The organism is Xanthomonas sp. NCPPB 1325 (assembly GCF_041477645.2).
GTDB classification, from domain to species: Bacteria; Pseudomonadota; Gammaproteobacteria; order Xanthomonadales; family Xanthomonadaceae; genus Xanthomonas; species Xanthomonas cannabis.
In genome coordinates this window covers 325,905-348,608 of sequence record NZ_CM192985.1, presented here as the reverse complement: position 1 = coordinate 348,608, position 22,704 = coordinate 325,905, and the positions used below count along the sequence as shown (strand labels likewise).

The window sequence follows — 22,704 nt, the reverse complement described above, 5'->3', positions numbered from 1 at the left end:
ACAGAGCATTCGACTGCCACTGCGCGATCTATGCAGCCGCCTGACACCTGCCTGCAACATCTTGGCAGCCTAGGCGGCACCGGCCTCGCAACCGTTCGGCGCGACACACGCCGCGTTCCGCCACGGCCCCGTAGAATGGCGCCTTTCCGGCGACAGGCCGGGGCACCGGAACGGTCATGATCCACAACGATGTACTGCGCAGCATCCGCTACATGCTCGACCTCAGCGACGACAAGGTGGTGGAGATCACCCACCTGGCCGACCCCGGGTTCGCGCTCGACAAGCCGCAGGTACAGGCCTGGCTGAAGAAGGAAGACGAGCCCGGTTTCGAGCCCTGCAGCGATGCGATGCTTGCACGCTTTCTCGACGGCCTGGTGCTGCGCTTCCGCGGCCGCGACGAGACCCAGCCGGCACGCCCGCTGGAAACCCGCGTCGGCAACAACCTGGTGTTGAAGAAGCTGCGCGTGGCCTTCGAACTGAAGGACGTCGACATGCACGCCATCTTCGCCAGCGCCGGCTTCCCGCTGTCCAAGCCGGAACTCTCCGCACTGTTCCGCCAGCCCGGCCACAAGAATTTCCGCCCCTGTGGCGACCAACTGCTGCGCGCCTTCCTCAAGGGCCTGACCGCCCGGGTCCGCGAAGCCGGTTGAACGTCACCACCGCCCCAAAGCGCCGCTCCTCGTAGGAGCGCGCTCGCGCGCGAGGCGTCCGCTGAAACGTGCCATCGCGCAGGCGTGCGCTCACGATGGCAATGACCCGCCGGTGTCCGCCGAGTGCGCAGACACCACATCGGCCTGTCCGGCACTTGGGGAATCTGTGCTGGGCCTGCTTGGCGACGTCAGCCCTGGCCTTCGGTTCGAAGCAGATAGGGTGGCGCGCTTGAGACAGGCGCCCTGGAGATGCCTGCACTCGACGCGAGCGCGATCAACCGCCGCACACGTGCTTCAGCAGGCGCCAGGCCGGAAGGTGCAGATGCGCCCGGTACCCCCGGCGCGGCAAGCACCCGTGCGAGCCGGCCAGCATGCACGGCTACGATGGCGCAACAAGCACCCGTGCGAGCCGGCCAGCATGCACGGCTACGATTCCGAGTCGGCTTCTATGCAGCCGCCGCCAGACGCGGCTTGTGGGCATCCAGACGGAACACCGAGACCGCTTCGCTCAGCTCCACCGCCTGCTCTTCCATCGCCCGCGCGGCGGCCGAAGCTTCCTCCACCAGCGCGGCATTGCGCTGGGTGGTTTCGTCCATGTCATTGACGGTGCGCGCCACCTGTTCGATGCCGGCGGACTGTTCGCGCGATGCGGCGGAGATCTCGGCAATGAGCGTGGTGACCTGCTGCACCGATTGCACGATGTCCTGCATCGTTCGCCCGGCCTGACTTACGCGTGCGCTGCCACGCTCGACGCTGTCCACCGATGCATCGATCAGCTGCTTGACCTCCTTGGCGGCGCCGGCTGAACGCTGTGCCAGCGCGCGCACCTCGGATGCAACCACCGCAAAGCCGCGCCCCTGCTCGCCGGCACGCGCCGCTTCCACCGCAGCGTTCAAGGCCAGAATATTGGTCTGGAAGGCGATTCCGTCGATGACACTGATGATGTCGGCAATCTTCCTGGACGACCCTTCGATTTCGCCCATGGTGCCGACCACGCTGGCCACCATGTCTCCGCCGCGGCTGGCAATCTCGGCAGCCGCCTGCGCACCGCGGCTGGCCTGCTGCGCCGTGTCGGCATCTGCCGCACGGTGGAGGTGAGCTCTTCCATCGATGCAGCGGTTTCTTCCAGATTGGCCGCCTGCTGTTCGGTACGCTGCGCCAGATCGTTGTTGCCGGCGGCGATTTCGGCGGACGCGGTGCGAATGGTCTGTGCGGCCAGCGTGATATCCCCGACGATATCGGTCAGGCGCTGCACGGTGGCGTTGGCATCGTCACGCATGCGCGCGAAGACGCCTTGCTGGTTGCCGTGCATGCGCGCAGTCAGATCGCCATCGGCAATTGCCTTGAGCAGCTGCGACAGCTCGGCCAGATTCTGGTCCACGTTGTGCATCAGGCCATTGAGGCCCTCGACCATGCCGCGGAACTCGAATTGATAGGCGTCGGTGTTACCACGGGTGGCAAAGTCGCCGGCCGCAGCCGCATTGACCAGGCCACGGATTTCGCCGTTGATCGCGGCCAGGTTGCGTTTGGTGGTGTCCATCGCCTCGGTGATCTGCGCCTTTTCGCCCGGCAGGCGCGGCATGTCCACCGACATGTCACCCACCGCGTAATGCTGCATCACCTGCAGCATGGTGCCGATCAATCCCACCTGCGCGCCGATCAGTCCGTTGGTGTCGTCCACCATGCGGCCATACGCGCCAGGAAATGCCTGCGCGTCCATGCGGTAACTCATCTGCCCGGCTTCATGACGCTGGGCCATGTCCGCCTGTGCGCTTGAGACATCGGTGAGCGTGGTGACCACCTGCCCCATTGCCTGTCCCAGCAACCCGATCTCGTCACGATTGCCGACCGCCGCGCGTGCCGACAGGTCGCCGGCCGCCACCAGGCGTGCCGCGTGTGCAACCGTTTCGATCGGGCGAACGATCGAGCGCCGTATCCACCAGCCCAGTACCGCCACCAGACACAGCGCGGCGCCCACCGTGGCGACTGCCGAATAGACCAGTTTGTGCTGTGCCGATTGCGAGCTGGCCAGCACCGCAGCGTCGGCCAGGATCTTGCTGCGCTTGACCAGCGCTTCGAGCGTCTGGCTGGGCGCGCGGTCCTGGCCCTTGACCAACTGGTCGCCCACCTGGGTGTCATGGCCGGCCTCGGCAAACTTGCCCAGCGCTGCTTCGTAGTGGCGCTGCAGGCCCAGATGCGCCTGGGCAAAGTCCTGCGCCAGCGTACGCACCTGCGGGTCCCGGGTTGCCTTGGCCAGCGCCTCGGTGCCTGCCTGCACTTTCTTGCCCTGCTCGCGGAAGGCATCCAGGTGCTTGTCCAGCTGCGCCGGGTCGCGCCCGCGGATCAGGGCATTCTTCCACTCCTGCACCTGCAGGCGGAAATCACGGGTGATCTCCTCGCTGGTGGAGGCCTGCGCCACCTCGGGCGGCACCTTGCCCGACAGGCTCAGCCACGCCGTGCCCAAACCACCGAGGGCACACAACAGGATGATCGACAGACCCAGCGCGAGCGCGCCGAGCAGCTTGCTTTGCAGGCTGACGAATTTCGGGGTGGCAACAGACATGCGGCGTCCAGAGCGGGGATTGCTCCGGTTATCGACAGGTGTAGTACCGGTCTGAAGCAGCGCCCGGCACCAGAATCTGCCTTGAATGCCCAAAGAGGTGAGCACTTCCGGATTCCCCGACAGGCTTCACCCGTCCGCCCGACCATCGCGGCATCTGTGGCGGCCCCGTATCCTTCCCGCGCATGACCGACCCCGCTTTTCCGATCTCTCCATTGTTGCCGCAGATTCGCGACAGCCTCGCCGCCCATCCACGGCTGGTCCTGGAAGCGCCGCCCGGTGCCGGCAAGACCACCCAGGTACCGCTGGCGCTGCTGGACGCGCCGTGGCTGGCCGGCCGCAAGATCGTGATGCTCGAACCGCGCCGTGTGGCCGCCCGCAGCGCAGCGACGTTTATGGCGCGCCAGCTCGGCGAGCCGGTCGGCGAGACCGTGGGCTACCGCATCCGCTTCGAGAACAAGACCTCCGCGCGTACCCGTATCGAAGTGGTCACCGAGGGCATCCTGACCCGGATGATCCAGGACGACCCCATGCTGGAACGCGTGGGCGCACTGCTGTTCGACGAGTTCCACGAGCGCCATCTGGCCGGCGACCTGGGTCTGGCGCTGGCGCTGGATGTCCAGGCGCAGCTGCGCGAGGACCTGCGCATCGTGGCGATGTCGGCCACGCTGGATGGCGAGCGGCTGGCCGGCTTTCTGGAGGCCCCGCGGCTGAGCAGCGCCGGGCGCAGTTTTCCGGTGGACATCGCGCATTTCCCTGCGCGACGCGACGAAGCGCTGGAACCGCAGACCCGGCGCGCGGTGGAGCATGCACTGGCCTCCCATCCCGGCGATGTGCTGGTGTTCCTGCCCGGCCAGCGCGAAATCACGCGTGTGCACGGCGCCTTGCAGGAAGCGCTGGACCCGGCCGTGCAGGTGTTGCCGTTGCACGGCGAATTGTCGGTAGAGGCGCAGACGCAGGTCCTGCAACCCGACCCGCAGGGGCGCCGGCGCGTGGTGCTGGCCACCAACGTGGCCGAGTCATCGGTGACGCTGCCGGGCGTGCGCGTGGTGATCGACAGCGGTCAGGCGCGTGAGCCGCACTACGACCCCAACAGCGGGTTCTCGCGGCTGGACGTGGCCACCATTTCGCAGGCCTCGGCCGACCAGCGCGCCGGGCGCGCAGGACGTGTGGCCAGCGGCTGGGCCTACCGGCTGTGGCCGCAGTCGCAGCGGCTGGAACCGCAGCGCCGCGCCGAGATCACCCAGGTGGAGCTGGCCGGCCTGGCGCTGGAGCTGGCCGCCTGGGGCAGCGATGCGCTGCGTTTTGTCGATGCGCCGCCCACCGGCGCACTGGCTGCCGCGCGCGAACTGCTGCAACGGCTGGGCGCGCTCGGCGACTCCGGCGGCGTGACCGCCCTGGGCCGTCGCATGCTCGCGCTGGGCACGCATCCGCGGCTGGCCGCGATGCTGGCGCAGGCCAGTGATGCGCCCCGCCTGGCCCTGGCCTGCGATCTGGCCGCGCTGCTGGAGGCGCGCGACCCGCTGCGTCAGGGCGGCGATGGATTGGCAGCGCGCTGGCGCGCCCTGGCCGCGTTTCGTCAGGGCCGTATCGGGTCCGACGCCAATCGCGGTGGCCTGGCTGCCATCGACAGCGCTGCCAAACAATGGCGACGCCGGCTGCGCTGCGACAGCGCCCCGCCCACCAGCGTGGAGGCACATGCACTGGGTGATCTGCTCTCCCATGCCTTCCCGGACCGTATCGCCGCACGCCACCCCGCCGACCCGCTGCGCTACCTGCTGGCCAACGGCCGCAGCGCGCGCCTGTTCGACCACAGCGATCTGCGCGGCGAACCGTGGCTGGTCGCCAGCGAGCTGCGCTACGAAGCCAAGGACGCCCTGTTGCTGCGTGCCGCGCCAGTGGACGAGGGCTATCTGCGCCGCAGCCTGCCCGAGCGCTTCGTGCAGCAGGACGTGGTGCAGTGGGACGCCGACAAACGCGCCTTGGTCGCGCGCCGCCAATCCAGCTTCGACCGCATCGTGCTCGACAGCCGTCCGGCCGGCCGCGTCGACCCGGCGCAGGCGGCCGGCGCGCTCACCGACGCGGTACGTCAACTCGGTCTGGACGCATTGCCATGGACTGACAACCTGCAGCAGTGGCGCGCACGCGTGCAGTCGCTGCGCGTATGGATGCCGGAGCTCGCCTTGCCCGATCTCTCTGACACCACATTGCTGGACACGCTGGACACCTGGCTACGCCCGGCGTTTGTCGGGAAAACCAGGCTCGACGCGCTGGACGAGGCCAGCCTGGGCGAAGCACTCAAGGCCGCACTGCCGTGGGAGCGCCGCCAGGGCATCGACCGTCACGCCCCTACCCGCATCAGCGTGCCATCGGGCATGGAGCGGCAGATCAGCTACACCCTCGACCACGCCCAGCAGCCATTGCCGCCGGTGCTGGCGGTCAAGCTGCAGGAACTGTTCGGCCTGGCCGAAACCCCGCGCATCGCCGACGGCCGTATCCCGCTGACCCTGCACCTGCTCTCGCCCGGCGGCCGCCCACTGCAGGTGACCCAGGACCTGAAGAGCTTCTGGGCCAACACTTACCCAGACGTCAAAAAAGAGATGAAAGGGCGGTATCCGCGGCATCCATGGCCGGACGACCCCTGGACCGCCGCTGCAACGCACAGAGCAAAACCACGTGGCACCTGAGCCCCTCTCCCGTCGGGAAAGGGATTGGGGTGAGGGTACGGGGCGACGCTTCTCACTCATCCAAACCCCCAGGCTTCGCCCGTACCCTCACCCGCCCTTTCGGGGCACTTTCTCCCCATCAAGGAAGACAGTGTCCCGAAGGGGGACTTTCATCGTCGACACCGCTCAAGTTCAGACCTCCGTCGCTTCCGGGAGAAGCATCAGTCGCGGCGGCGCGTGGCGTCCTTCCTAACCGCAAGCCAAACAGCGCCTGGTCCCGCTAACGCTGTCTATACGGACCAGCCCACACACTGCGGCCACGTACTCAGAAAGGAAACGCCTCCAATGAGCAAGCTGACCGTGATCACCGAACGCGCCCTGGAGCGTGCCCTGGAACTGGCAGGCAATGCGGGCGACCACCTGCGTCACGCCGCCTCCAATGCCGGCGACCAGGCGCGCCATGCTGGCAGCAGCCTGCGTCATTTCGGCCCGGGCGCCAGCGAATGGCTGAAGACCGGCGCGGCACTGGGCGCCGTGCGCACCGGTGGCAAGGTCGCCACCAAGCTGGTCAAGCGCAACCCCGCCGTCACCGTAGCGGCTGCCGTCGCCGGCCTGGGCCTGATCGGCTATGCGGTCTACCGCAAGCGTCAGCGCGACCAGCAGGTGCTGGGCGGCAATGTGCACCGCCTCGATCGCGAACATGCCAGCAACGCCAATGCACGCCGCGCTGCCTACCAGCGCCGCGCTGCCGTGACCCCGAGCGACGGCATCGAGTAAGCCATCGTCTTGCCGATCCGGCGATGACACATGCAGTGCCCGACGCCACGGCTTGTCGCCGTGGCGTCGTCATTTGTGGCGCGTTCTCGCGCTGGCCTGCTACGGGATCTGGGCGTTCCAACTGCCTCATCCACCGCATCGATGCGCTTCACGATCGCGATGGCAAACGGGGTAACGGATGGGACCGATGCCTGCCATCACGGCCGTGCCCTTGGCTGACCCAACACAGTGCGATCAGCGCGCGTTGCGACGCGGCCGTGCCGGTGACGTGTCTTCCACCCGCCATTGCCCGGGCGCCAGCGTGTCCAGGGTCCACTGCCCGATCGCCACCCGCACCAGACGCAGGGTGGGCAATCCGACCGCTGCGGTCATGCGGCGCACCTGACGGTTGCGGCCTTCGCCGATCTGCAGCTCCAACCACGCATCGGGCACCGTCTTGCGCACGCGTACCGGCGGATCGCGCGGCCAAAGGACAGGTGCGGGGTCGAGCCGGCGAACCTGGGCTGGCCGGGTCGGGCCATCGTTGAGCACCACCCCTTCGCGCAGTGCCTGCAACTGCGCCTGCTGCGGCTCGCCTTCCACCTGGACCCAATAGGTCTTGGGCTGTTTGTGGCGCGGGTCGGTGAGCCGATGCGCCAGCGCGCCATCGTCGGTGAGCAGCAACAGCCCTTCGCTGTCGTGATCCAGTCGGCCTGCCGCATACACGTCTGCCGGCAATCCGAACTCGGCCAGCGTGCGCTTGGGTGGCTGCGAGCGGTCGCTGAATTGCGACAACACGCCATAGGGTTTGTTCAACAACACCAGCATGGACAGACCTGTTGCGGAAGGAACGCTGCACACGGCCATCGCCGGGCACGCCATGGTGCGTGATCGGGCTGGGCGCCGCCATCGCGATCGCTGGACTGCAGCACAAAAAGCGGGAAATCCCATCGGGCGCAACGCGCATGTAACGGTCAGCGGCGTCGCTTGGCCAGCGCGCGGCCGGTCTTGAACGCTGGCGTCAGACGCATTGCCTGCGTGCAGAAGACGACATGCACACCTAAACGCCGGGCACGTCACTGCGGCAGACGCTTCAAACGCTGCATGCCGGCCGCACCTGGCGCCGGCATGCAGACACGCGCTACTGCTTGACGAACTTCAGCGTCATGCGGTCGCTCTCGCCGATCGTCTGGTACTTGGCGTCGTCGGCCGCGTCGTGGTTGTTGCTTGGCGGCAGCGTCCACACGCCGCCCGGATAATCCTTGGTGTCGCGCGGATTGGCGTTGAGCTCGCTCTTGCCGGCCAGCTTGAAGCCGGCCGCTTCAGCCATCGCGATCACCTGCGCCTGTCCCACGTAGCCGCTCTTGTCGTCGGCCGGCACGTCGGTCTTGGCGCGATGCTCGACCACGCCGAGCACGCCACCGGGCTTGAGCACCTTGTAGAAGCCGGCAAACATCGCCTCGGCATTGCCGGCCATGCGCCAGTTATGCACGTTGCGGAAGGTCAGTACCAGATCGGCCGAGTTGTCCACGCCGAACGAAGGCGACTTCGGCACATACGACACGAACGATGGCTTGCCGTACAGGTCGGGCTTGGCCTGGAACTTCTTTTCCAGCTCGTCGCGCGCACGCTGGGCGTAGTCGCGTGCGCGGCCTTCCGCAGCAGAGACCGGGTCGACCACCGCTGCCACGTACTTGCCCTTTTCGCGCAGGTAGGGCGCCAGGATCTCCGAATACCAGCCGCCACCGGGGGTGATCTCGATGACGGTCTGGGTGGGCTTGATGCCGAAGAACGCCAGGGTCTGGCCCGGATGGCGGTATTGATCGCGCTGCACATAGACGCGGTCGCGCCAGTTGCCATTGATGGCCGCCTGCAACGCGGCATCGGGCGCAGGCAGGCTCGCGCTGTCGGCCGGCTTCATCGCCAGCGCCAGCGGCGCGCTCATCGCCACCAGGACACTCATCACACATGCACAGGCCAGCTTGTTGCGGATCATCGCAGCGCCCTCTTCCGGGTAAAAAGTAGCGCGAGCCTAGCATGCGGCCCGGAGCCTGCCATCAGCCCGCCTCGCCACGCGCAGCAGCGGTTCGCAGCGCAGGCCGTGAGCGACTTGTTCACATCCTGTGAGTCGATGGGCACGATCGACGGAACGCTGAATCCACGTTGGTGTCACACGCACGATCGATGCGCATGACTATCCTGTGGGAAGTTCGAATCAGGAGCCTCCACGATGACTCACCCCCGCGCACTGGGCCGCTCCGGCCTGCAGGTTCAACCCATCGTCTTCGGCGGCAACGTCTTTGGCTGGAGCGCCGATGAAGCGACTTCGTTCGCGTTGCTGGACGCCTTTGTCGATGCCGGCTTCAATCTGATCGACACTGCCGATGCCTACTCCGGCTGGGTGCCCGGCAACCGCGGTGGCGAGTCGGAAACCATCATCGGGCGCTGGCTGGCACGCAGCGGCAAACGCGACAAGGTGCTGATCGCCACCAAGGTCGCCAAATGGAGCGAGCATCCCGGCCTGTCGCCGGACAACATCGCCGCCGCCGTGGAAGACTCGCTCACGCGTCTGCAGACCGATGTGATCGATCTGTACCAGGCTCATGAAGACGACGAATCAATTCCGCTGGAAGCCACGCTGGCCGCGTTCGGCCGCTTGATCGAACAAGGCAAGGTACGCGCGATCGGCGCGTCCAATTACACCGCCGCGCGTCTGCGCAATGCACTGGATATTTCCGAGCAATACACGTTGCCGCGCTACGAAAGCCTGCAACCCGAATACAATCTTTACGACCGCGCCGGCTATGAAGCCGAACTGGAGCCGCTGGCGCGCGAGCGCGAGTTGGGCGTGATCAGTTATTACTCGCTGGCCAGCGGATTTCTCACCGGCAAGTACCGCAGCACCGAGGACGCCGGCAAGAGCAGCGCGCGCGGCGCCTCGGTGGTTAAGCAGTACGTCAATCCACGCGGGCTGCGCATCCTGCAGGCCCTGGACGACCTGGCAGTCACCCACAATGCCACCCCGGCGCAGATCGCGCTGGCCTGGTTGATTGCGCGCCCGGGCTTGACCGCGCCAATCGTCAGCGCCACCAGCGTGACCCAGCTGCACGATGTGCTGGCCGCAGCGCAGCTGTCGCTGAGTGCCGACCAGGTTGCGCAATTGGACAGTGCAAGCGCACCGGAACCGGCTGCGTCCTGACCCCGCGCACCAGCGCACCCCTGCTCCTTCCCTCGCGCAGCCGCCCGTGCGGCTGTGCTCCTTTGGCCGCACACCTGCGGCCCCGCTGCGAGGATCTCCCGCATGACATCGATCACCAACCGCCGCATCGTGCTGGCCTCGCGCCCGCACGGCGAACCCACGGCCGACAACTTCCGCATCGAAGAAGCCAGCGTGCCGCCGACCGGGCACGACCAAATCCTGGTGCGCAACCGCTTCCTGTCGCTGGACCCGTACATGCGCGGCCGCATGGATGAAGGCCCCTCGTACGCCGCACCCGTTGCGATCGATACGGTGATGGAAGGCGGCACCATCGGCGAAGTCATCGAGTCACACCATGCCGACTATCACCCCGGCGACCTGCTCGTGCTCGGCGGCGGCTGGCAGACCCATAGCCTACTCACCCCGACCACACCCTTGCGCAAGCTGCCCAAGGACGACAGCCTGCCGCTGAGCACCGCACTCGGTGTCTACGGCATGCCCGGCTTTACCGCGTATGCCGGCCTGCATGAAATCGGCAAGCCGCAGGCCGGCGAGACCCTGGTGGTGGCAGCGGCCAGTGGCCCGGTCGGCGCCACGGTGGCGCAGCTGGCGCGCCTGCAGGGGCTGCGTGTGGTGGCCATTGCCGGCGGCGAAGAAAAGGTGCGTTACCTGCGCGAGTCGCTGAAGGTGGACGTGGCGCTGGACCATCGCGCCGACGACTTTGCAGAGCAATTGCGTGCCGCCACGCCGGACGGCATCGACATCTATTTCGAGAACGTCGGCGGCAAGGTCTTCGACGCGGTACTGCCGCAGCTCAACGACTTTGCGCGCGTCCCGGTATGCGGGGTGATCGCCACCTACAACAGCCGCGGCCAGGCGCTGCCGGGACCCGACCGGCTACCGGACTTCATGGGTCAGGTGCTGCGCAAGCGGCTGACCGTGCGCGGCTTCATCCAGCACGATTTCATCCGCCTGATGCCGGCCTTCCTGCGCGAAATGGGCCAGTGGCTGCGCGAAGACCGCATCCAGTACCGCGAGCACGTCCTGCACGGCCTGGACAGCGCTCCGCAAGGCCTGATCGACGTCTTGCGCGGCAAGAATTTCGGAAAAGCCGTCGTCGCCCTCGACTAACCAACTCGCAGCGCCGCGCAGAACTCACGCTTTTGCGATTCCCCATTCCCCATCTCCAAAGGAACACAATGACTGTCCCCGCATTCGGCCTCGGCACCTTCCGTCTCAAGGATCAGGTTGTCATCGACTCGGTGCGCAATGCGCTTGAGTTGGGATACCGCGCGGTCGATACCGCACAGATCTACGACAACGAAGCACAGGTGGGCGAGGCGATCGCCGCATCCGGCATCGCGCGCGATCAGCTGTATCTGACCACCAAGATCTGGGTCGACAAGTTCGACCGCGACGCACTGGTGCCAAGCCTGCAGGAAAGCCTGCGCAAGCTGGGCACCGACCATGTCGACCTTACCCTGATCCACTGGCCCTCACCCAAGGACCAGGTGCCGATGCGCGAGTACCTGGAAGCATTGGCGCAGGCCAAGGCGCAGGGTCTGACGCGGGCGATCGGCGTCTCCAACTTCACCATCGCGCTGGTCAAGCAGGCAATCGAGATCCTGGGCGCGGAGGCGATCGCCACCAACCAGATCGAGGTACACCCGTACCTGCAGAATCGCGCGCTGACCACCTTCCTGCGCGAACAGGGCATCCACGTCACCTCCTACATGACGCTGGCCGTGGGCGAGGTACTGAAGGATCCGGTGATCCAGGCAATTGCCGCCCGCCACGGCGCCACCCCGGCACAGGTGACCCTGGCCTGGGCATTGCAACAGGGATACTCGGTGATTCCCTCGTCGACTAAGCGGGCGAACCTGGAGAGCAATCTCAAGGCGCAGGCGCTGCGTTTGAGCGAGCAGGACATGGGTGAGATTGCCGCACTCGACCGTGGCCAGCGCTTGGCCAACCCGCACGCCATCGCGCCGGACTGGGACTGATCCCACAGTGCGCATCCGCCTTGGCTGATGCGATGCAGGCGCAGCGCGCGACGACCGCTCGTCGTCGCGCGCTGGTGGGCTTGTAACGCGCTGCTACGGTTCTGCGACAGGGGAGCAGTCTCGCTGACGGAGTCCTTCCCATGCATGCAGGCCGCATTCGTTCTGCCCCGCACTCGCGCCAACGTTGACGCGGAGATCGCGTAGTTGCGCGATCTCCATGCAGACGGAGATCTGGGTGGCTACGCGTTTGACGACGATGCCCGCGTACCGACGCGGGGCGACGCCATCTATCTGGCCTATCCGCAGGTATCCGAAGCGCAGTTGTATCGCGCGTTGCAGGATGCGGACTGCCGCTCCCAATCGACGCTATCGGTGCCGTGGTATCGACTGTGCGCGATGCCTGGCGGCACCTGCAACGTGCTGGCACGAAGCACTAGAGATGACTGCAGTTGTAGGAGCGCGCTTGCGCGCGATGGGCGTTACACGGTCCTGCCCGTCGCCATCTGGCGCGCTCCTACAACGACGGTGCGGTGCTGCGCGATTTGAGGGGAATCGGTCGGTAATGCCCTCGCGCTCGGGCGCGCTCCTACGAGGCAGGCGGCGTCTTGCTCGAGGCTGATACTTGGGTGCGCACATCCACGCCCGCTGCCGCCCTTGGGCAGTGGCGTGGCCGTTGCCTAGTTCAACTGGCCCATTGCCATGGCCTGACGATCAATCCGGTGCTTCTCGGCCAATGCCTGCATGCCTTGCAGTGTCGAGGCGATCAAGCTGGCGTAGCGCAGCCTCCACAGGTTGGCACGGTCGTTGTCGTCCTGGGTGCTGCCCAGGCCGTCCAGGACCTGCGGCAGACGGCGGTCAGCCAAGGCCGACGCCGCCAGGTAGGGCTTTGCCGGCGCAATCACGTCCACCGGAGCGCGCCAGTCGTTGGCGACATGGCGGGCGATGCCGGCCAGGTGCGACAGCTGGTGCATGCCGATCAGCGTCTCGTGCAGCATCTCCCGGCACGCCCATTGCCACAGCGCCACCTTTTCCGATGGGTCCTGGGCGATCTCGGTCAACGCCAGGTCAACCTTTTCGATACGTGAATCGAGCATTGCGGAGCTCCGATGCTGCTGTGCAACATAATTCACACCATCCGCCGTGAGAATCAAGTGATCTCGCCGTTGGAAAACCGTCAGCGCGCCGATGCTCGACCCGGTTCACGCTTTCCTGCGACCACCGGCCGGCGTACCGGCACCCTGACTTCCTGCCCATGCAGCCTGCGTGGCGCTGCGTGATGCTGCAGTCCCCTACAGCGGCCATCCTCATGCGCCTTGCCCTCCTGCCCATCCTGCTGCTGGCGAGCTGCGCTGTGCGGGCCGAGACGACCAGGCCGGCCCTGTCCTCGCGGCAATGCGAGGTCAGCACCTCCTACGACGTGCTGGCCGATGGCGGCGGGATCTGGCTGCGCCGCAAACAGGGCGCCCCGCGCGAAATCTTCTTCCACGGTGGCGAGCTCAACGTGGACCGCCAGCCGGCGCCGGTCAGTGCAGCGGATGCGCAGCGCTTGCGCGAACTCGAACAACGCACCCGCGCGCTGATGCCGGCGGTGACGGGCATTGCCCATTCGGTGGTCGACATCACCTTCGATGCGCTGGGCGGTGTGGTGCATGTGCTGTCCGGTAGCGCGCGCCAGCAGCGCAAGGTCGAGCAGCTGCGCAGCGGCGCGCTGGCCCAGGTCGATGGCAGCCTGGGACGTGGGCGTTGGGAGCAGCAGTTGTTCGATGCGCGCTTCCAGGCCAGCGTCGACGCTGCGGCCGAAGATCTGGCCGGCAGCCTCACCCGCAGCGTGCTGTGGACGGTGATGACCGGCCGCGCAGGACAGCTGGAACGCCGTGGCGCGGCGCTGGATGCGCAGCTGGAGCGGACCATGCAGCAGCGCAGTCAGGCATTGGAGGCACAGGCGCGAGCGGTCTGCGTGCAGGCACAGGCGCTATACGCCATCCAGCAGGCGCTGGAGTACCGCATCGACGGGCAACGCCTGCAGATGCTCGAGCTCAACACCCATCCGCAGGACGAAGACGCCGCCGCATCCGGCAGCGTGGTGGCGACGTTCGTGCGCTGAAGTGTCAGGTCGGCAAGAGGCGGTGTTCCGAGCGCCGATCATATTGCTGCCGGGGTGCCGCAGCGCCCATGTCACATGAGGCTTGCGCAGGCCACATTCCGCAGGTGCCGGCTGAGCGATTGAAGCGGCGCTGCACGATCAGCTAGCGCGCCAGCCAGTACCGCAGCGCCTGCGACACCGCCTGCGGTTGTTCCAGTGGCGACAGATGCCCGCATGTGGGCAGCCGCACCAGCTGTGCCTGTGGAGCGAGTGCGGCCATCTCTTCGTGCAGGGCTGGCGGGGTGATCGCATCGTCTTCCCCGCACATCACCAGCACCGGCCCAGGGTAGGCGCGCAACAGGGCGCGTCCGTCCTGCCGCTCCAGGCGGTTCTGTCGCACGAACACATCCACGCCCAACCGCCCGGTCATGCCGCGCACGCGCGCGAGCAGCGCCTGGTCGTGCCAGCGCGAGGGATGCACGTAGTGGCGCAGCAAACGCTCGCCAAAGCCATGAAAGCTCTTGCCGCCAAGCACGCTGGCTTCCTGCGCGCGTCGCTGCGCGAGGCGTTCGGGCGTGTCGGCGCGTGCGGAGGTATCCAGCAAGGCCAGGCGCTCCACCCGCTCGGGCGCCACGCGCAGCAATTCCTGCGCCACGTAGCCACCCAACGAAAAACCCGCCACCGCGCAACGCGGCGGCAGCTGCGCGAGCAATTGCAGCGCCAGCGCGCGCATGCTGTCGGCGCCGGTGAGATCGCCGACCACGCAATCGGCAATGTCGGCCAGTGCCTCGCGTTGCGCATGCCACAGCTCGGCATCGTTGAGCAGACCTGGCAGCAGCAACAGTGTGGGGCGATCGACGCTCATGCGCCGACGCTGCCGGCCGAAGCCGGGAAGAGATGCAGTGTCATTGCTGCAGTGTGCCGTGTGCCAAGCCCTGGCAACACCCGGCCCCGTCAATGCAGCGGCCCGACGCATGCGCCGGGCCGCTGCTGACATCGCCATGCGTCTGCCGCACGGCGTCGGCCGATCTCAGGCCAGGGTCAGGGTGACGTCGATATTGCCGCGGGTGGCGTTGGAGTACGGACAGACCTGATGGGCCTTGTCGACCAGCGTCTGCAGCTCGGCCTTGTCCATGCCCGGCACGGCCACGCGCAGTTCGACGGCGATACCGAAGCCGCCCGGGATCTGGCCGATGCCGACGCTGCTGTCGATGCTGACTTCACCAGGCAGCTTGAGCTTGTCCTGCGCGGCCACGGCCTTCATCGCGCCGATGAAGCAGGCGGCGTAGCCGGCGGCGAACAGCTGTTCCGGGTTGGTACCGTCGCCGCCGGCGCCGCCGAGCTCGCGCGGAGTGGACAGCTTGGCATCGAGCGCGCTGTCTGAGGACACCGCACGGCCTTCGCGACCGCCGGTTGCGGTGGCGTGGGCGGTGTAGAGGATCTTTTCGGGTGAGGCCATGGTGGTTCTCCTGATGAGCGCAATGCGCGGTGAGTGAATCGGTAACTATTTAATAGGGTGCGATGTATCAGACGGTGGCAGCGGCACGACCCGCCTTATCCCACGCCCAGGCTGGCGCGTAGCTTTTCCAAATCCTGCTTGAGCTGGACCAGTTCATCCAACGAGCAGGACGACGCACACAGCACCTGCTCCGGCACGCCACCGGCCTTACTGCGCAGCGCGCGGCCGGCATCGGTCAGCGCAATGATGACCTGGCGCTCGTCGACGGCAGCGCGCGTGCGCGTCACCAGACCGGCGGCCTGCAGCCGCTTGAGCAGCGGCGTCAGCGTGGCCGAATCCAGGTGCAGGCGCTCGCCGATCTCCGACACGCTGCGGCTGTCGGTCTGCCACAGCACCAGCATCACCAGGTACTGCGGATAGGTCAGGTCCAGCCCCTTCAGCAGCCCGCGGTAGAGCTTGTGCATCGCCAGATTGGCCGAATACAGCGCAAAGCACAGCTGGTTGTCGAGCTGCAGCAGCGCGTCTGTCCGGGCGGTGGTGGCGGCGGTGTCCATGGATTGCACTTTACATAGCGCGCTATTCAATAGCAAGCGATTTTACGCAGGCGATTAACACAGCCACGATTTGCCGCAGTCCGCAGCACAGCCCTCCGAGCGATAAATAATCGGGATCGCATCGCCGGCCATCGGCTGCGCGACCTTACCGCTACCCTCAGAGCGCTTCACTTGAAGGGAGGCCTCGCCCCTGGTGAAAGAGCTGCCGGCTATGACGCCGGCAGCTGCAAGAACCTGGCAGCAACGCAATCGGCGCAATGCTCCTGTGGCCTGCGCTTGTCACGCCATCAACTCACGCCCGATGCGCCGTTGCCAGGTAGTCCGCGCTCTGCATCTCGATCAGGCGCGAGGCGGTGCGCTCGAATGCGCCGGCCAGGCGCTGGCCGCTGTACAGGTCTGGCGGCGCGTCCTGCGCGGTGCAGACCAGATTGACGTGGCGGTCGTACAACTCGTCGATCAGGTTGACGAAGCGACGCGCGGCGTCTTCATTGATGCGGTCGAAGTGCGGGATGCCGCCAAGCAACACGGTGGTGAATTCGCGCGCGATCTCGATGTAGTCGCTGGGTCCGCGCGGGCCTTCGCACAGCGCGGCAAAGTCGAACCAGGCGATGCTCTTGCCGCGCGCGCGCACCGGGATCTTGCGCGATTCGATTTCGATATTGCCCGCGCGCGCCTCGGCATTGCCGCTCAACTCGCCCCAACGTTGCGCAAGCCAGTCGTCGGCCTGCGCGTCCAGCGGCGCGCGGTACACCGGCGAGCGCGTCAATGCGCGCATGCGGTAATCCTCGGTGCCTTCGGCATAGAGCTCCACGCAGAACTTCTGCAGCAACCCGATCGCCGGCATGAAGCTGTCGCGCTGCAATCCGTTGGCATAGAGATTTTCCGGCGCGGTGTTGGAGGTGGTCACCAGCGTCACGCCTTCGGCGAACAGGCGCTCGAGCAGGCGCGCCAGCAACATCGCATCGCCGATGTCGGTGACGAAGAATTCGTCCAGCACCAGCACGCGCAGGTTTTCGCGCCATTGCTGGGCAATCTTGGCCAGTGGATCGCTTTGCCCGGCATGCTCGCGCAGCTGCTCGTGCACGCCACGCATGAAGCGGTGGAAATGGGTGCGGTACTTCTGCCTGATCGGCAGGCCGTCGTAGAACAGATCGACCAGAAACGTCTTGCCGCGCCCGACTCCGCCCCAGAAATACAGGCCGCGCACCGGCTCGGGTTTCTTCCAGAAGGCCGAAAGCCGGTCCAGCCAACCATCCTGCGCGCTGTCCACCAGCGCCTCGTGGATACGGTCCAGTTCCGCCAGGGCCGCCTGCTGGGCAGGGTCGGCACGCCAGTCGCCACGTTGTACGCCGGCGGCGTAGCGCTGCGACGGGGTCATCTCACTCATTGCATTCTCCGCGGGCCGGCTGCTGCCCTGCCCGCTCAACGGCGCATCGCCAGGCGATACGCGTGGTCCATGCCGCGGTCAGACGGCGGCCGGCAGCCAGCGCCGGACACCATGCTGGATCGCACCGCGCAGGTCGATCAATTTGCGGTGGAAGAAGTGGCTGGTGTCGGGCATGCGCACCAGCTCGGGCTGCTGCTCCAGCGTGTCCAGCCAGTCGTACACCGCCTGCGGGTCGACGATTTCGTCGGCATCGCCCTGGATCACCAGCCACTGCGCCGGCGGCTGCATGTCACTGAAATCCCAGCGCCCCGCCGGCGGTGCGATCGAGATCAACGTCTGCGGCGCCAGCGCTCCGGCGGCGCGCAACGACACATACGCGCCGAAGCTGAAACCGGCCAGCCACAGCGTGTCGTCCGGCCGCTGCGCGCGTACCCACTCGGCCACTGCGCGCAGGTCGTCCTGCTCGCCATTGCCATGATCGAACACACCGGCTGAAGTGCCGACGCTGCGGAAATTGAAACGCACCACGGTGATGCCGAGCTCGCGCAGCGCGCGTGCGGCCATGGTGACGACCTTGTTGTGCATGCTGCCGCCCTCGGTGGAGAGCGGGTGGCAGACGATGGCGGTGACCGGTTGCACGGCCACGTCCGCGTCGGGCAGATCCACCGCGACATCGAGCGGACCGACAGGCCCGCCCAGCGTCAGCGCTGCGGATTCGGTGGGGAATGGGGGATTGGACATGGCCTCATAATAGCCGCCCCGCTGGCCGCGTTCATCGCCCTGCCTGCACACTTCGTTGCGTTGCCCATGCATTTTCTGTTGTTTGCCGTCATTTGCAGTGTCCTGGTGTCGGTGTTGTTGAAGCTCGCACCGCGTCGCGACATCGACGTCTTTCAGGCCATCACCTGGAACTACGCCACCGCCAGCGTGCTGGCCGTGGGACTGCTCGAGCCGTCGTTTGCCAGCCTGCATGCACCCGGCACGCCATGGCTCGCGCTGCTAGGGCTGGCAGTCGCGTTACCAGGCATTTTCCTGGTGTTGGCGCGCTCGGTGCGGGTGGCCGGAATCGTGCGTACCGATGTGGCCCAGCGGCTGTCGTTGCTGCTGTCGCTTGCAGCCGCATTCACGGTATTCGGCGAGCACGCCGGGGTCTGGAAACTGGCAGGCCTGGGCATCGGCGTGTTGGCCATCGTCGGCATCGTGCAGCGCCCGCGCGCAGCGCCTGCGGTCGAGCCCGTGTCGGAACCGCTGGTGCAGGCACGCGCGTGGCCATGGCTACTGGGCGTCTGGGCCGGTTTTGCGCTGATCGATGTGTTGCTCAAGACCATCGCGCTGTCGGGCACGCCCTCGCTCACTGCATTGACGCTGTGCTTTGCCCTCGCCTTTGCGCTGCTGCTGTGCGCGCAGGTGTTGCGCGTGCGACGTGGTCATCGCCTGCACCTGCCCAGCATCGCCGCCGGCTTGCTGCTGGGCGTGCTCAACTTCGGCAACATCCTGTTCTACGTGCGTGCGCATCAACACCTGGCGCATAGCCCTGCCACGGTGTTTGCAGCGATGAACATCGGTGTGGTGGTGCTCGGCGCGCTGGTCGGCATGCTGGTCTTTGGCGAACGCACCACACGCTGGACCCGCGTGGGCCTGGCATTGGCGGTGGTGGCGATCGCAGTGATCGCGTGGGGCTCACGCTGACGCAGCGCGTCGTGGCGTGATGACGTGCACGATGGCCGTGCGCGTCATGCGCCAGCACGCCGGGCTTAGCGCTCCCAGTGCGGGAACGGGTCATCCAACAGCTGCCAGTGTGCCGGACCTTGTCGCAGTTCCTGGTCGCTGAGCAGGCAGGCATCCAGCGCCGCGCGGGTGCGCGGTGCATCCATGTCCACGCCGATCACCGCCAGCTCCTGGCGGCGATCGCCCCACAGCGGGTGCCAGAGCCGCTGCATGGCGGCATATTCTTTGGGGTCCCCCACTTCGTGCAGCTGCGGCAGCGGCGCGCTCCAGCAGTGCGTCTGTTGCCGCTGCCAGCCGATATCGGTGTAGGGCAGCGGGGTGATGCTGGTTTGCTGTGGCTGGCCGATCGCCTGCGCATCCACGCGATGGCGTGCGGCAAACCAGAAGCCAGCCGCACTGGTCTGGGTGGCGCCACCGACGCTGGACAATTCGCCCACCCAGTCCATACGGCTGGCCAGCCAGAAGAATCCCTTGCTGCGAATCACCTGCGGCAGACCGCTGCCCACCATGCGCGCGAAGCGCTGCGGGTGGAACGGCCGACGTGCGCGATACACGAAACTGCTGATGCCGTACTGCTCGGTTTCCGGCGTGTGCTGGCCGCGCAGTTCCTGCATCCACCCCGGCGCCAGCTGCGCACGGGTGAAGTCGAAGCGCCGGGTATCGAGCAGCTGCTGCAAGGGCACATTGCCATGGGCCGCATCCACGATCGCCGCCTCGCGATTGAGCGCACGCAGCACCGCGCGCAGGCGCTGCAGCTGCGCCGGGTCGATGCGGTCGCATTTGCTGATCACCAGCACGTCGGCGAACTCCACCTGCTCGCCGAGCAATTGCACCAGCCCGCGCGTGTCGTCCGGGCCGGCCTGCTGCCCCAGTTCGGCCAGCGTCGCGGCCGAGCCGAAGTCCTGCAGAAAACGGCTGCCATCCACCACGGTCACCATAGTGTCCAGACGGGCGATATCCGACAGGCTGAAGCCATCGGCATCGCGCACGGCGAAGGTGGCCGCCACCGGCATCGGCTCGGCGATGCCGGTCGATTCGATCAGCAGGTAGTCGTAGCCGCCGTGTTCGGCCAACCGCCGGACTTCCTGCAGCAGATCATCGCGCAGGGTGCAGCAGATGCAGCCATTGCTGAATTCCACCAGCGTCTCTTCGGTGCGCCGCAAGGCCGCGCCGCCCTCGCGCACCAGCTGCGCATCGATGTTGATCTCGCTCATGTCGTTGACGATCACCGCCACGCGCAGGCCCTCGCGGTTATGCAGGATGCGATTGAGCAAGGTGGTCTTGCCGGCGCCCAGAAAGCCGGACAACACGGTGACGGGCAGACGCGAATCACGCTTGGGGGACAGGGACATCCTGAAGGCCTGGCTGAGATAAAGTGTTACTATATAACACTTTGCCGAAAGGACACCGTAGATGCGCGCCACCACTTCCCTGCTGGACAGCTCGGCCATCGCCTTGTCCGGGCTGTGCCTGCTGCATTGCCTTGCCCTGCCGCTGTTGGCCGCCGCGCTGCCACTGCTGGGCGCCTGGAGCCGGGCCGAATGGGTGCATGTGGTGTTTGCCACGGCGGCGGTACCGCTCAGCGGCTACGCGTTGTGGAGCACCCACCGCCGGCACGCGCTGCCGCCACCGGTCTGGGTGTTGGCGATCTGCGGGCTGACCGGGCTGGTGCTCGGCGCGAGCGGTCTTGCCGGCGCGTGGGAAACACCGATCACCGTCGTCGGCAGCCTGCTGCTGGCAAGCACCCACCTGGTGAATCTGCGGCTGCGGCGCCAACACGGAAACTGCGCGCGCTAGCGGCAGGAGCGATCACCGCGCCACCTCGATCCCCGGCCTGCGCTACAGCGAGAAGCCCAGCAATACCGGGTCGTGATCGGAACTGCGCCACGGGCCGGGCAGATTGCGCTTGGCATAGCCGGCCTCGTCCATCGCATCGGCATTGATGTGCCATTCGACCGCGCCGCGCAGCTGCTTGGCCATGGCCGGGCTGAGCAGCGCGTGGTCCAGGCGTCCGCTCATGCCGTCGTAGACGTAGCTGTAAGGCTGTTTCACCCCGGCTACCGCAAACGCGTCCTGCCAACCGCTGGCGCGCAGGCTGCGCATCGGCGTTTCCATCGCGTAGGCGTTGAAGTCGCCCAGCAGCACGGCCAGCTTGGTCTGCGCACCGGTGGGGTCGGTCTGCAGCCATTGGTGCAGGCGCTTGGCCGATTCGGTGCGGGTGGCGTTCCAGCAGGCCTGGCCGTCCCGCTGGTCGGCATCGGCGCCGCTGGCGGAGCCGCAGCCCTTGGATTTGAAGTGATTGGCGACCACCACGAAGGTCGCCCCGCGCGTGCTGCGGAACGCCTGCGCCAGCGGCACGCGGCTGTGGTTCTCGAACGGCCCGCCGGTCAGCGTGGCCGGCTTGCCCACCGGGGTCACCTGCGAGCTGCGGTACACGATGCCGACCCGGATCGCGTCATCGCCCGGGCCGCTGCCGGTATCGACGAACTGCCAATCCTTGTCCTTGCCGGCGGCGTTGAGCGCAGCCACCAGTTGCACCACCGCCGTATCGGCGCCGCTGCCGTCGTTTTCCAGCTCCATCAGCGCGGCCACGTCGGCGTGCAAGGGCACGATGGTGGCGACCAGCTTGGCCAGCTGCGCCTGGAACTGTTCGTGCGTGCGTGCGCCGCGCTTGGTCGGAAAGCCGGCACCGCGGCCATTGCCGTTGAAGAAATTCTCCAGGTTGAACGAGGCGATGCGTAGGTCGCCACCCACCTGTGGCGCCACCGAGGTGGGCATGGCCGGCACGGCCAGCGGCGTGAGCACCTGGATGCGGTACCGGCCGTCGTAGCGCTGATCGACGATGCCATCGACCGATTTGAGCAGGCTGCCGCTGCGCAATGCCGCATCGGCCGGCAGGTAGGACACCTGCTTGGGGCTGCGCCCGTTGCGGGCATCGTCCAGCAACACGCGGCGACGCGCGTTATCGGCCTCCACCTGGGCGAAGGCCGGGGTGCCGGCCGCCGCCACTTCGCTCGGCTGCCACAGCCGCCCACCGAACGCGGCAACCAGCTCGCCGTCGGCGTCCAGGCGATCGCTGCCGTTGAGCGTCAGCGCGGCGATGCGCACGTGCTCGCCTTCCAGCGCTTCCCAGTTGGCCGGTGGCCCGCTGAGCATGCGCACCGGCACCGGCTGGCCGCTGGCAAGCCGCTCGATACTGCTGGCCTCCAGCGTGGTCAGACTCGCTTCGCCACCTGCCGAGACCTCGCGCACCGTGCCGACGATGCGCACGCGGTCGCCCACCGCCACCTCGGCATTGCCCGCACCGGTGACGAACAGCCCATGCGAGCGCCGCGGCTCGACGCCCGGCTGCTGCACGAACAGGCCGGCCAGGCCCGCCCGCGTGTCGGCCGTGACGATGCCTTCCACCTCGACCGCCCGGCCATCGTACGGGCTGCGGGTGTCCTCGCCCTGCACGTCGGCAATCGAGAGCCGCTGCGCGGCACCGTCGGCAGCGCTGCAAAGCAGTGGCGCCAATAGACCGGCCAGACCGAGCACAAGCAGCGGGCGATGCGACATCGAACGACTCCAGATGGGATGATCAAACGCAAGCGCCGCCCGGAAGGCGGCGCGAGGGGTGAAGCGCGGGAACAGGCTAACAAACCGCAGTGACGTGCCGC

At 67.0% G+C, this 22,704-nt stretch carries 19 protein-coding genes and 1 pseudogene; 9 read left to right on the top strand and 11 right to left on the bottom strand.

The features are described 5' to 3' along the window. Window positions 1–176: 176 nt before the first annotated feature. Window positions 177–650, top strand: a complete 474-nt coding sequence (locus ACCQ10_RS01470) for a YehS family protein (protein WP_372361973.1) — start codon at window positions 177–179, stop codon at window positions 648–650. 446 nt (window positions 651–1,096) lie between these two features. On the opposite strand, the pseudogene ACCQ10_RS01465 reads toward ACCQ10_RS01470, so the two are convergent. Further along, window positions 1,097–3,213, bottom strand: a pseudogene (locus ACCQ10_RS01465) (methyl-accepting chemotaxis protein). A gap of 182 nt (window positions 3,214–3,395) precedes the next feature. Between ACCQ10_RS01465 and hrpB the strand changes: the two are divergent. Together hrpB and ACCQ10_RS01455 are read left to right on the top strand one after the other, a co-directional pair. Then, window positions 3,396–5,897: an ATP-dependent helicase HrpB gene (hrpB, locus tag ACCQ10_RS01460; protein ID WP_372361972.1), complete on the top strand. Its 2,502-nt coding sequence runs from the start codon at window positions 3,396–3,398 to the stop codon at window positions 5,895–5,897. A gap of 324 nt (window positions 5,898–6,221) precedes the next feature. Beyond that, a complete protein-coding gene (locus ACCQ10_RS01455) occupies window positions 6,222–6,653 on the top strand; it encodes a hypothetical protein (protein WP_039413958.1) in 432 nt (143 codons plus the stop codon). Window positions 6,654–6,887: 234 nt separating this feature from the next. Here ACCQ10_RS01455 and ACCQ10_RS01450 read toward each other — a convergent pair whose 3' ends face one another. Further along, the gene (locus ACCQ10_RS01450; protein ID WP_166743555.1) at window positions 6,888–7,460 is read right to left on the bottom strand and encodes a pseudouridine synthase; all 573 of its coding nucleotides are present in this window, start codon (window positions 7,458–7,460) and stop codon (window positions 6,888–6,890) included. A 313-nt stretch (window positions 7,461–7,773) separates the two neighbouring features. Continuing rightward, window positions 7,774–8,628: a class I SAM-dependent methyltransferase gene (locus ACCQ10_RS01445; RefSeq protein WP_372361971.1), complete on the bottom strand. Its 855-nt coding sequence runs from the start codon at window positions 8,626–8,628 to the stop codon at window positions 7,774–7,776. Between the two features lie 234 nt (window positions 8,629–8,862). Here ACCQ10_RS01445 and ACCQ10_RS01440 point away from each other — a divergent pair, with 234 nt between their 5' ends. The 3 genes from ACCQ10_RS01440 to dkgB all read left to right on the top strand — a co-directional run bounded on the left by ACCQ10_RS01440 (window position 8,863) and on the right by dkgB (window position 11,834). After that, window positions 8,863–9,831 (top strand): aldo/keto reductase, encoded by a 969-nt coding sequence (locus ACCQ10_RS01440; RefSeq protein ID WP_372361970.1) that lies wholly within the window; start codon window positions 8,863–8,865, stop codon window positions 9,829–9,831. 102 nt (window positions 9,832–9,933) lie between these two features. Beyond that, complete coding sequence (curA, locus tag ACCQ10_RS01435) at window positions 9,934–10,962, top strand: NADPH-dependent curcumin/dihydrocurcumin reductase (RefSeq protein WP_372361969.1); 1,029 nt, start codon at window positions 9,934–9,936, stop codon at window positions 10,960–10,962. Between the two features lie 68 nt (window positions 10,963–11,030). After that, a complete protein-coding gene (gene dkgB / locus ACCQ10_RS01430; RefSeq protein WP_039412116.1) occupies window positions 11,031–11,834 on the top strand; it encodes a 2,5-didehydrogluconate reductase DkgB in 804 nt (267 codons plus the stop codon). Between the two features lie 677 nt (window positions 11,835–12,511). On the opposite strand, the gene ACCQ10_RS01425 is transcribed toward dkgB, so the two are convergent. Further along, window positions 12,512–12,928 carry a hypothetical protein gene (locus ACCQ10_RS01425; RefSeq protein WP_039412119.1) on the bottom strand — a complete coding sequence of 139 codons (417 nt, stop codon included), beginning with the start codon at window positions 12,926–12,928 and terminating at the stop codon, window positions 12,512–12,514. A gap of 212 nt (window positions 12,929–13,140) precedes the next feature. Here ACCQ10_RS01425 and ACCQ10_RS01420 point away from each other — a divergent pair, with 212 nt between their 5' ends. Beyond that, window positions 13,141–13,938: a DUF2884 family protein gene (locus ACCQ10_RS01420; RefSeq protein WP_372361968.1), complete on the top strand. Its 798-nt coding sequence runs from the start codon at window positions 13,141–13,143 to the stop codon at window positions 13,936–13,938. A gap of 142 nt (window positions 13,939–14,080) precedes the next feature. Here ACCQ10_RS01420 and ACCQ10_RS01415 read toward each other — a convergent pair whose 3' ends face one another. The 5 genes from ACCQ10_RS01415 to ACCQ10_RS01395 all read right to left on the bottom strand — a co-directional run bounded on the left by ACCQ10_RS01415 (window position 14,081) and on the right by ACCQ10_RS01395 (window position 18,058). After that, window positions 14,081–14,782, bottom strand: a complete 702-nt coding sequence (locus tag ACCQ10_RS01415; RefSeq protein ID WP_372361967.1) for an alpha/beta fold hydrolase — start codon at window positions 14,780–14,782, stop codon at window positions 14,081–14,083. Between the two features lie 165 nt (window positions 14,783–14,947). Beyond that, window positions 14,948–15,376 carry an organic hydroperoxide resistance protein gene (locus ACCQ10_RS01410; protein WP_104580196.1) on the bottom strand — a complete coding sequence of 143 codons (429 nt, stop codon included), beginning with the start codon at window positions 15,374–15,376 and terminating at the stop codon, window positions 14,948–14,950. 95 nt (window positions 15,377–15,471) lie between these two features. Beyond that, window positions 15,472–15,930 carry a MarR family winged helix-turn-helix transcriptional regulator gene (locus ACCQ10_RS01405; protein WP_166743551.1) on the bottom strand — a complete coding sequence of 153 codons (459 nt, stop codon included), beginning with the start codon at window positions 15,928–15,930 and terminating at the stop codon, window positions 15,472–15,474. A gap of 292 nt (window positions 15,931–16,222) precedes the next feature. Continuing rightward, window positions 16,223–17,317 (bottom strand): cell division protein ZapE, encoded by a 1,095-nt coding sequence (gene zapE, locus ACCQ10_RS01400; protein ID WP_372361966.1) that lies wholly within the window; start codon window positions 17,315–17,317, stop codon window positions 16,223–16,225. 78 nt (window positions 17,318–17,395) lie between these two features. Then, a complete protein-coding gene (locus ACCQ10_RS01395; RefSeq protein WP_372361965.1) occupies window positions 17,396–18,058 on the bottom strand; it encodes an alpha/beta hydrolase in 663 nt (220 codons plus the stop codon). Between the two features lie 66 nt (window positions 18,059–18,124). On the opposite strand from ACCQ10_RS01395, the gene ACCQ10_RS01390 reads away from it, so the two are divergent. Beyond that, complete coding sequence (locus tag ACCQ10_RS01390) at window positions 18,125–19,006, top strand: EamA family transporter (protein ID WP_228313314.1); 882 nt, start codon at window positions 18,125–18,127, stop codon at window positions 19,004–19,006. A gap of 65 nt (window positions 19,007–19,071) precedes the next feature. Here ACCQ10_RS01390 and ACCQ10_RS01385 read toward each other — a convergent pair whose 3' ends face one another. Then, window positions 19,072–20,397 (bottom strand): GTP-binding protein, encoded by a 1,326-nt coding sequence (locus ACCQ10_RS01385; protein WP_372361964.1) that lies wholly within the window; start codon window positions 20,395–20,397, stop codon window positions 19,072–19,074. 61 nt (window positions 20,398–20,458) lie between these two features. On the opposite strand from ACCQ10_RS01385, the gene ACCQ10_RS01380 reads away from it, so the two are divergent. Continuing rightward, window positions 20,459–20,842, top strand: a complete 384-nt coding sequence (locus tag ACCQ10_RS01380; RefSeq protein ID WP_372361963.1) for a MerC domain-containing protein — start codon at window positions 20,459–20,461, stop codon at window positions 20,840–20,842. Window positions 20,843–20,884: 42 nt separating this feature from the next. On the opposite strand, the gene ACCQ10_RS01375 is transcribed toward ACCQ10_RS01380, so the two are convergent. Beyond that, a complete protein-coding gene (locus ACCQ10_RS01375; protein ID WP_372361962.1) occupies window positions 20,885–22,603 on the bottom strand; it encodes an ExeM/NucH family extracellular endonuclease in 1,719 nt (572 codons plus the stop codon). Window positions 22,604–22,704: the final 101 nt, after the last annotated feature.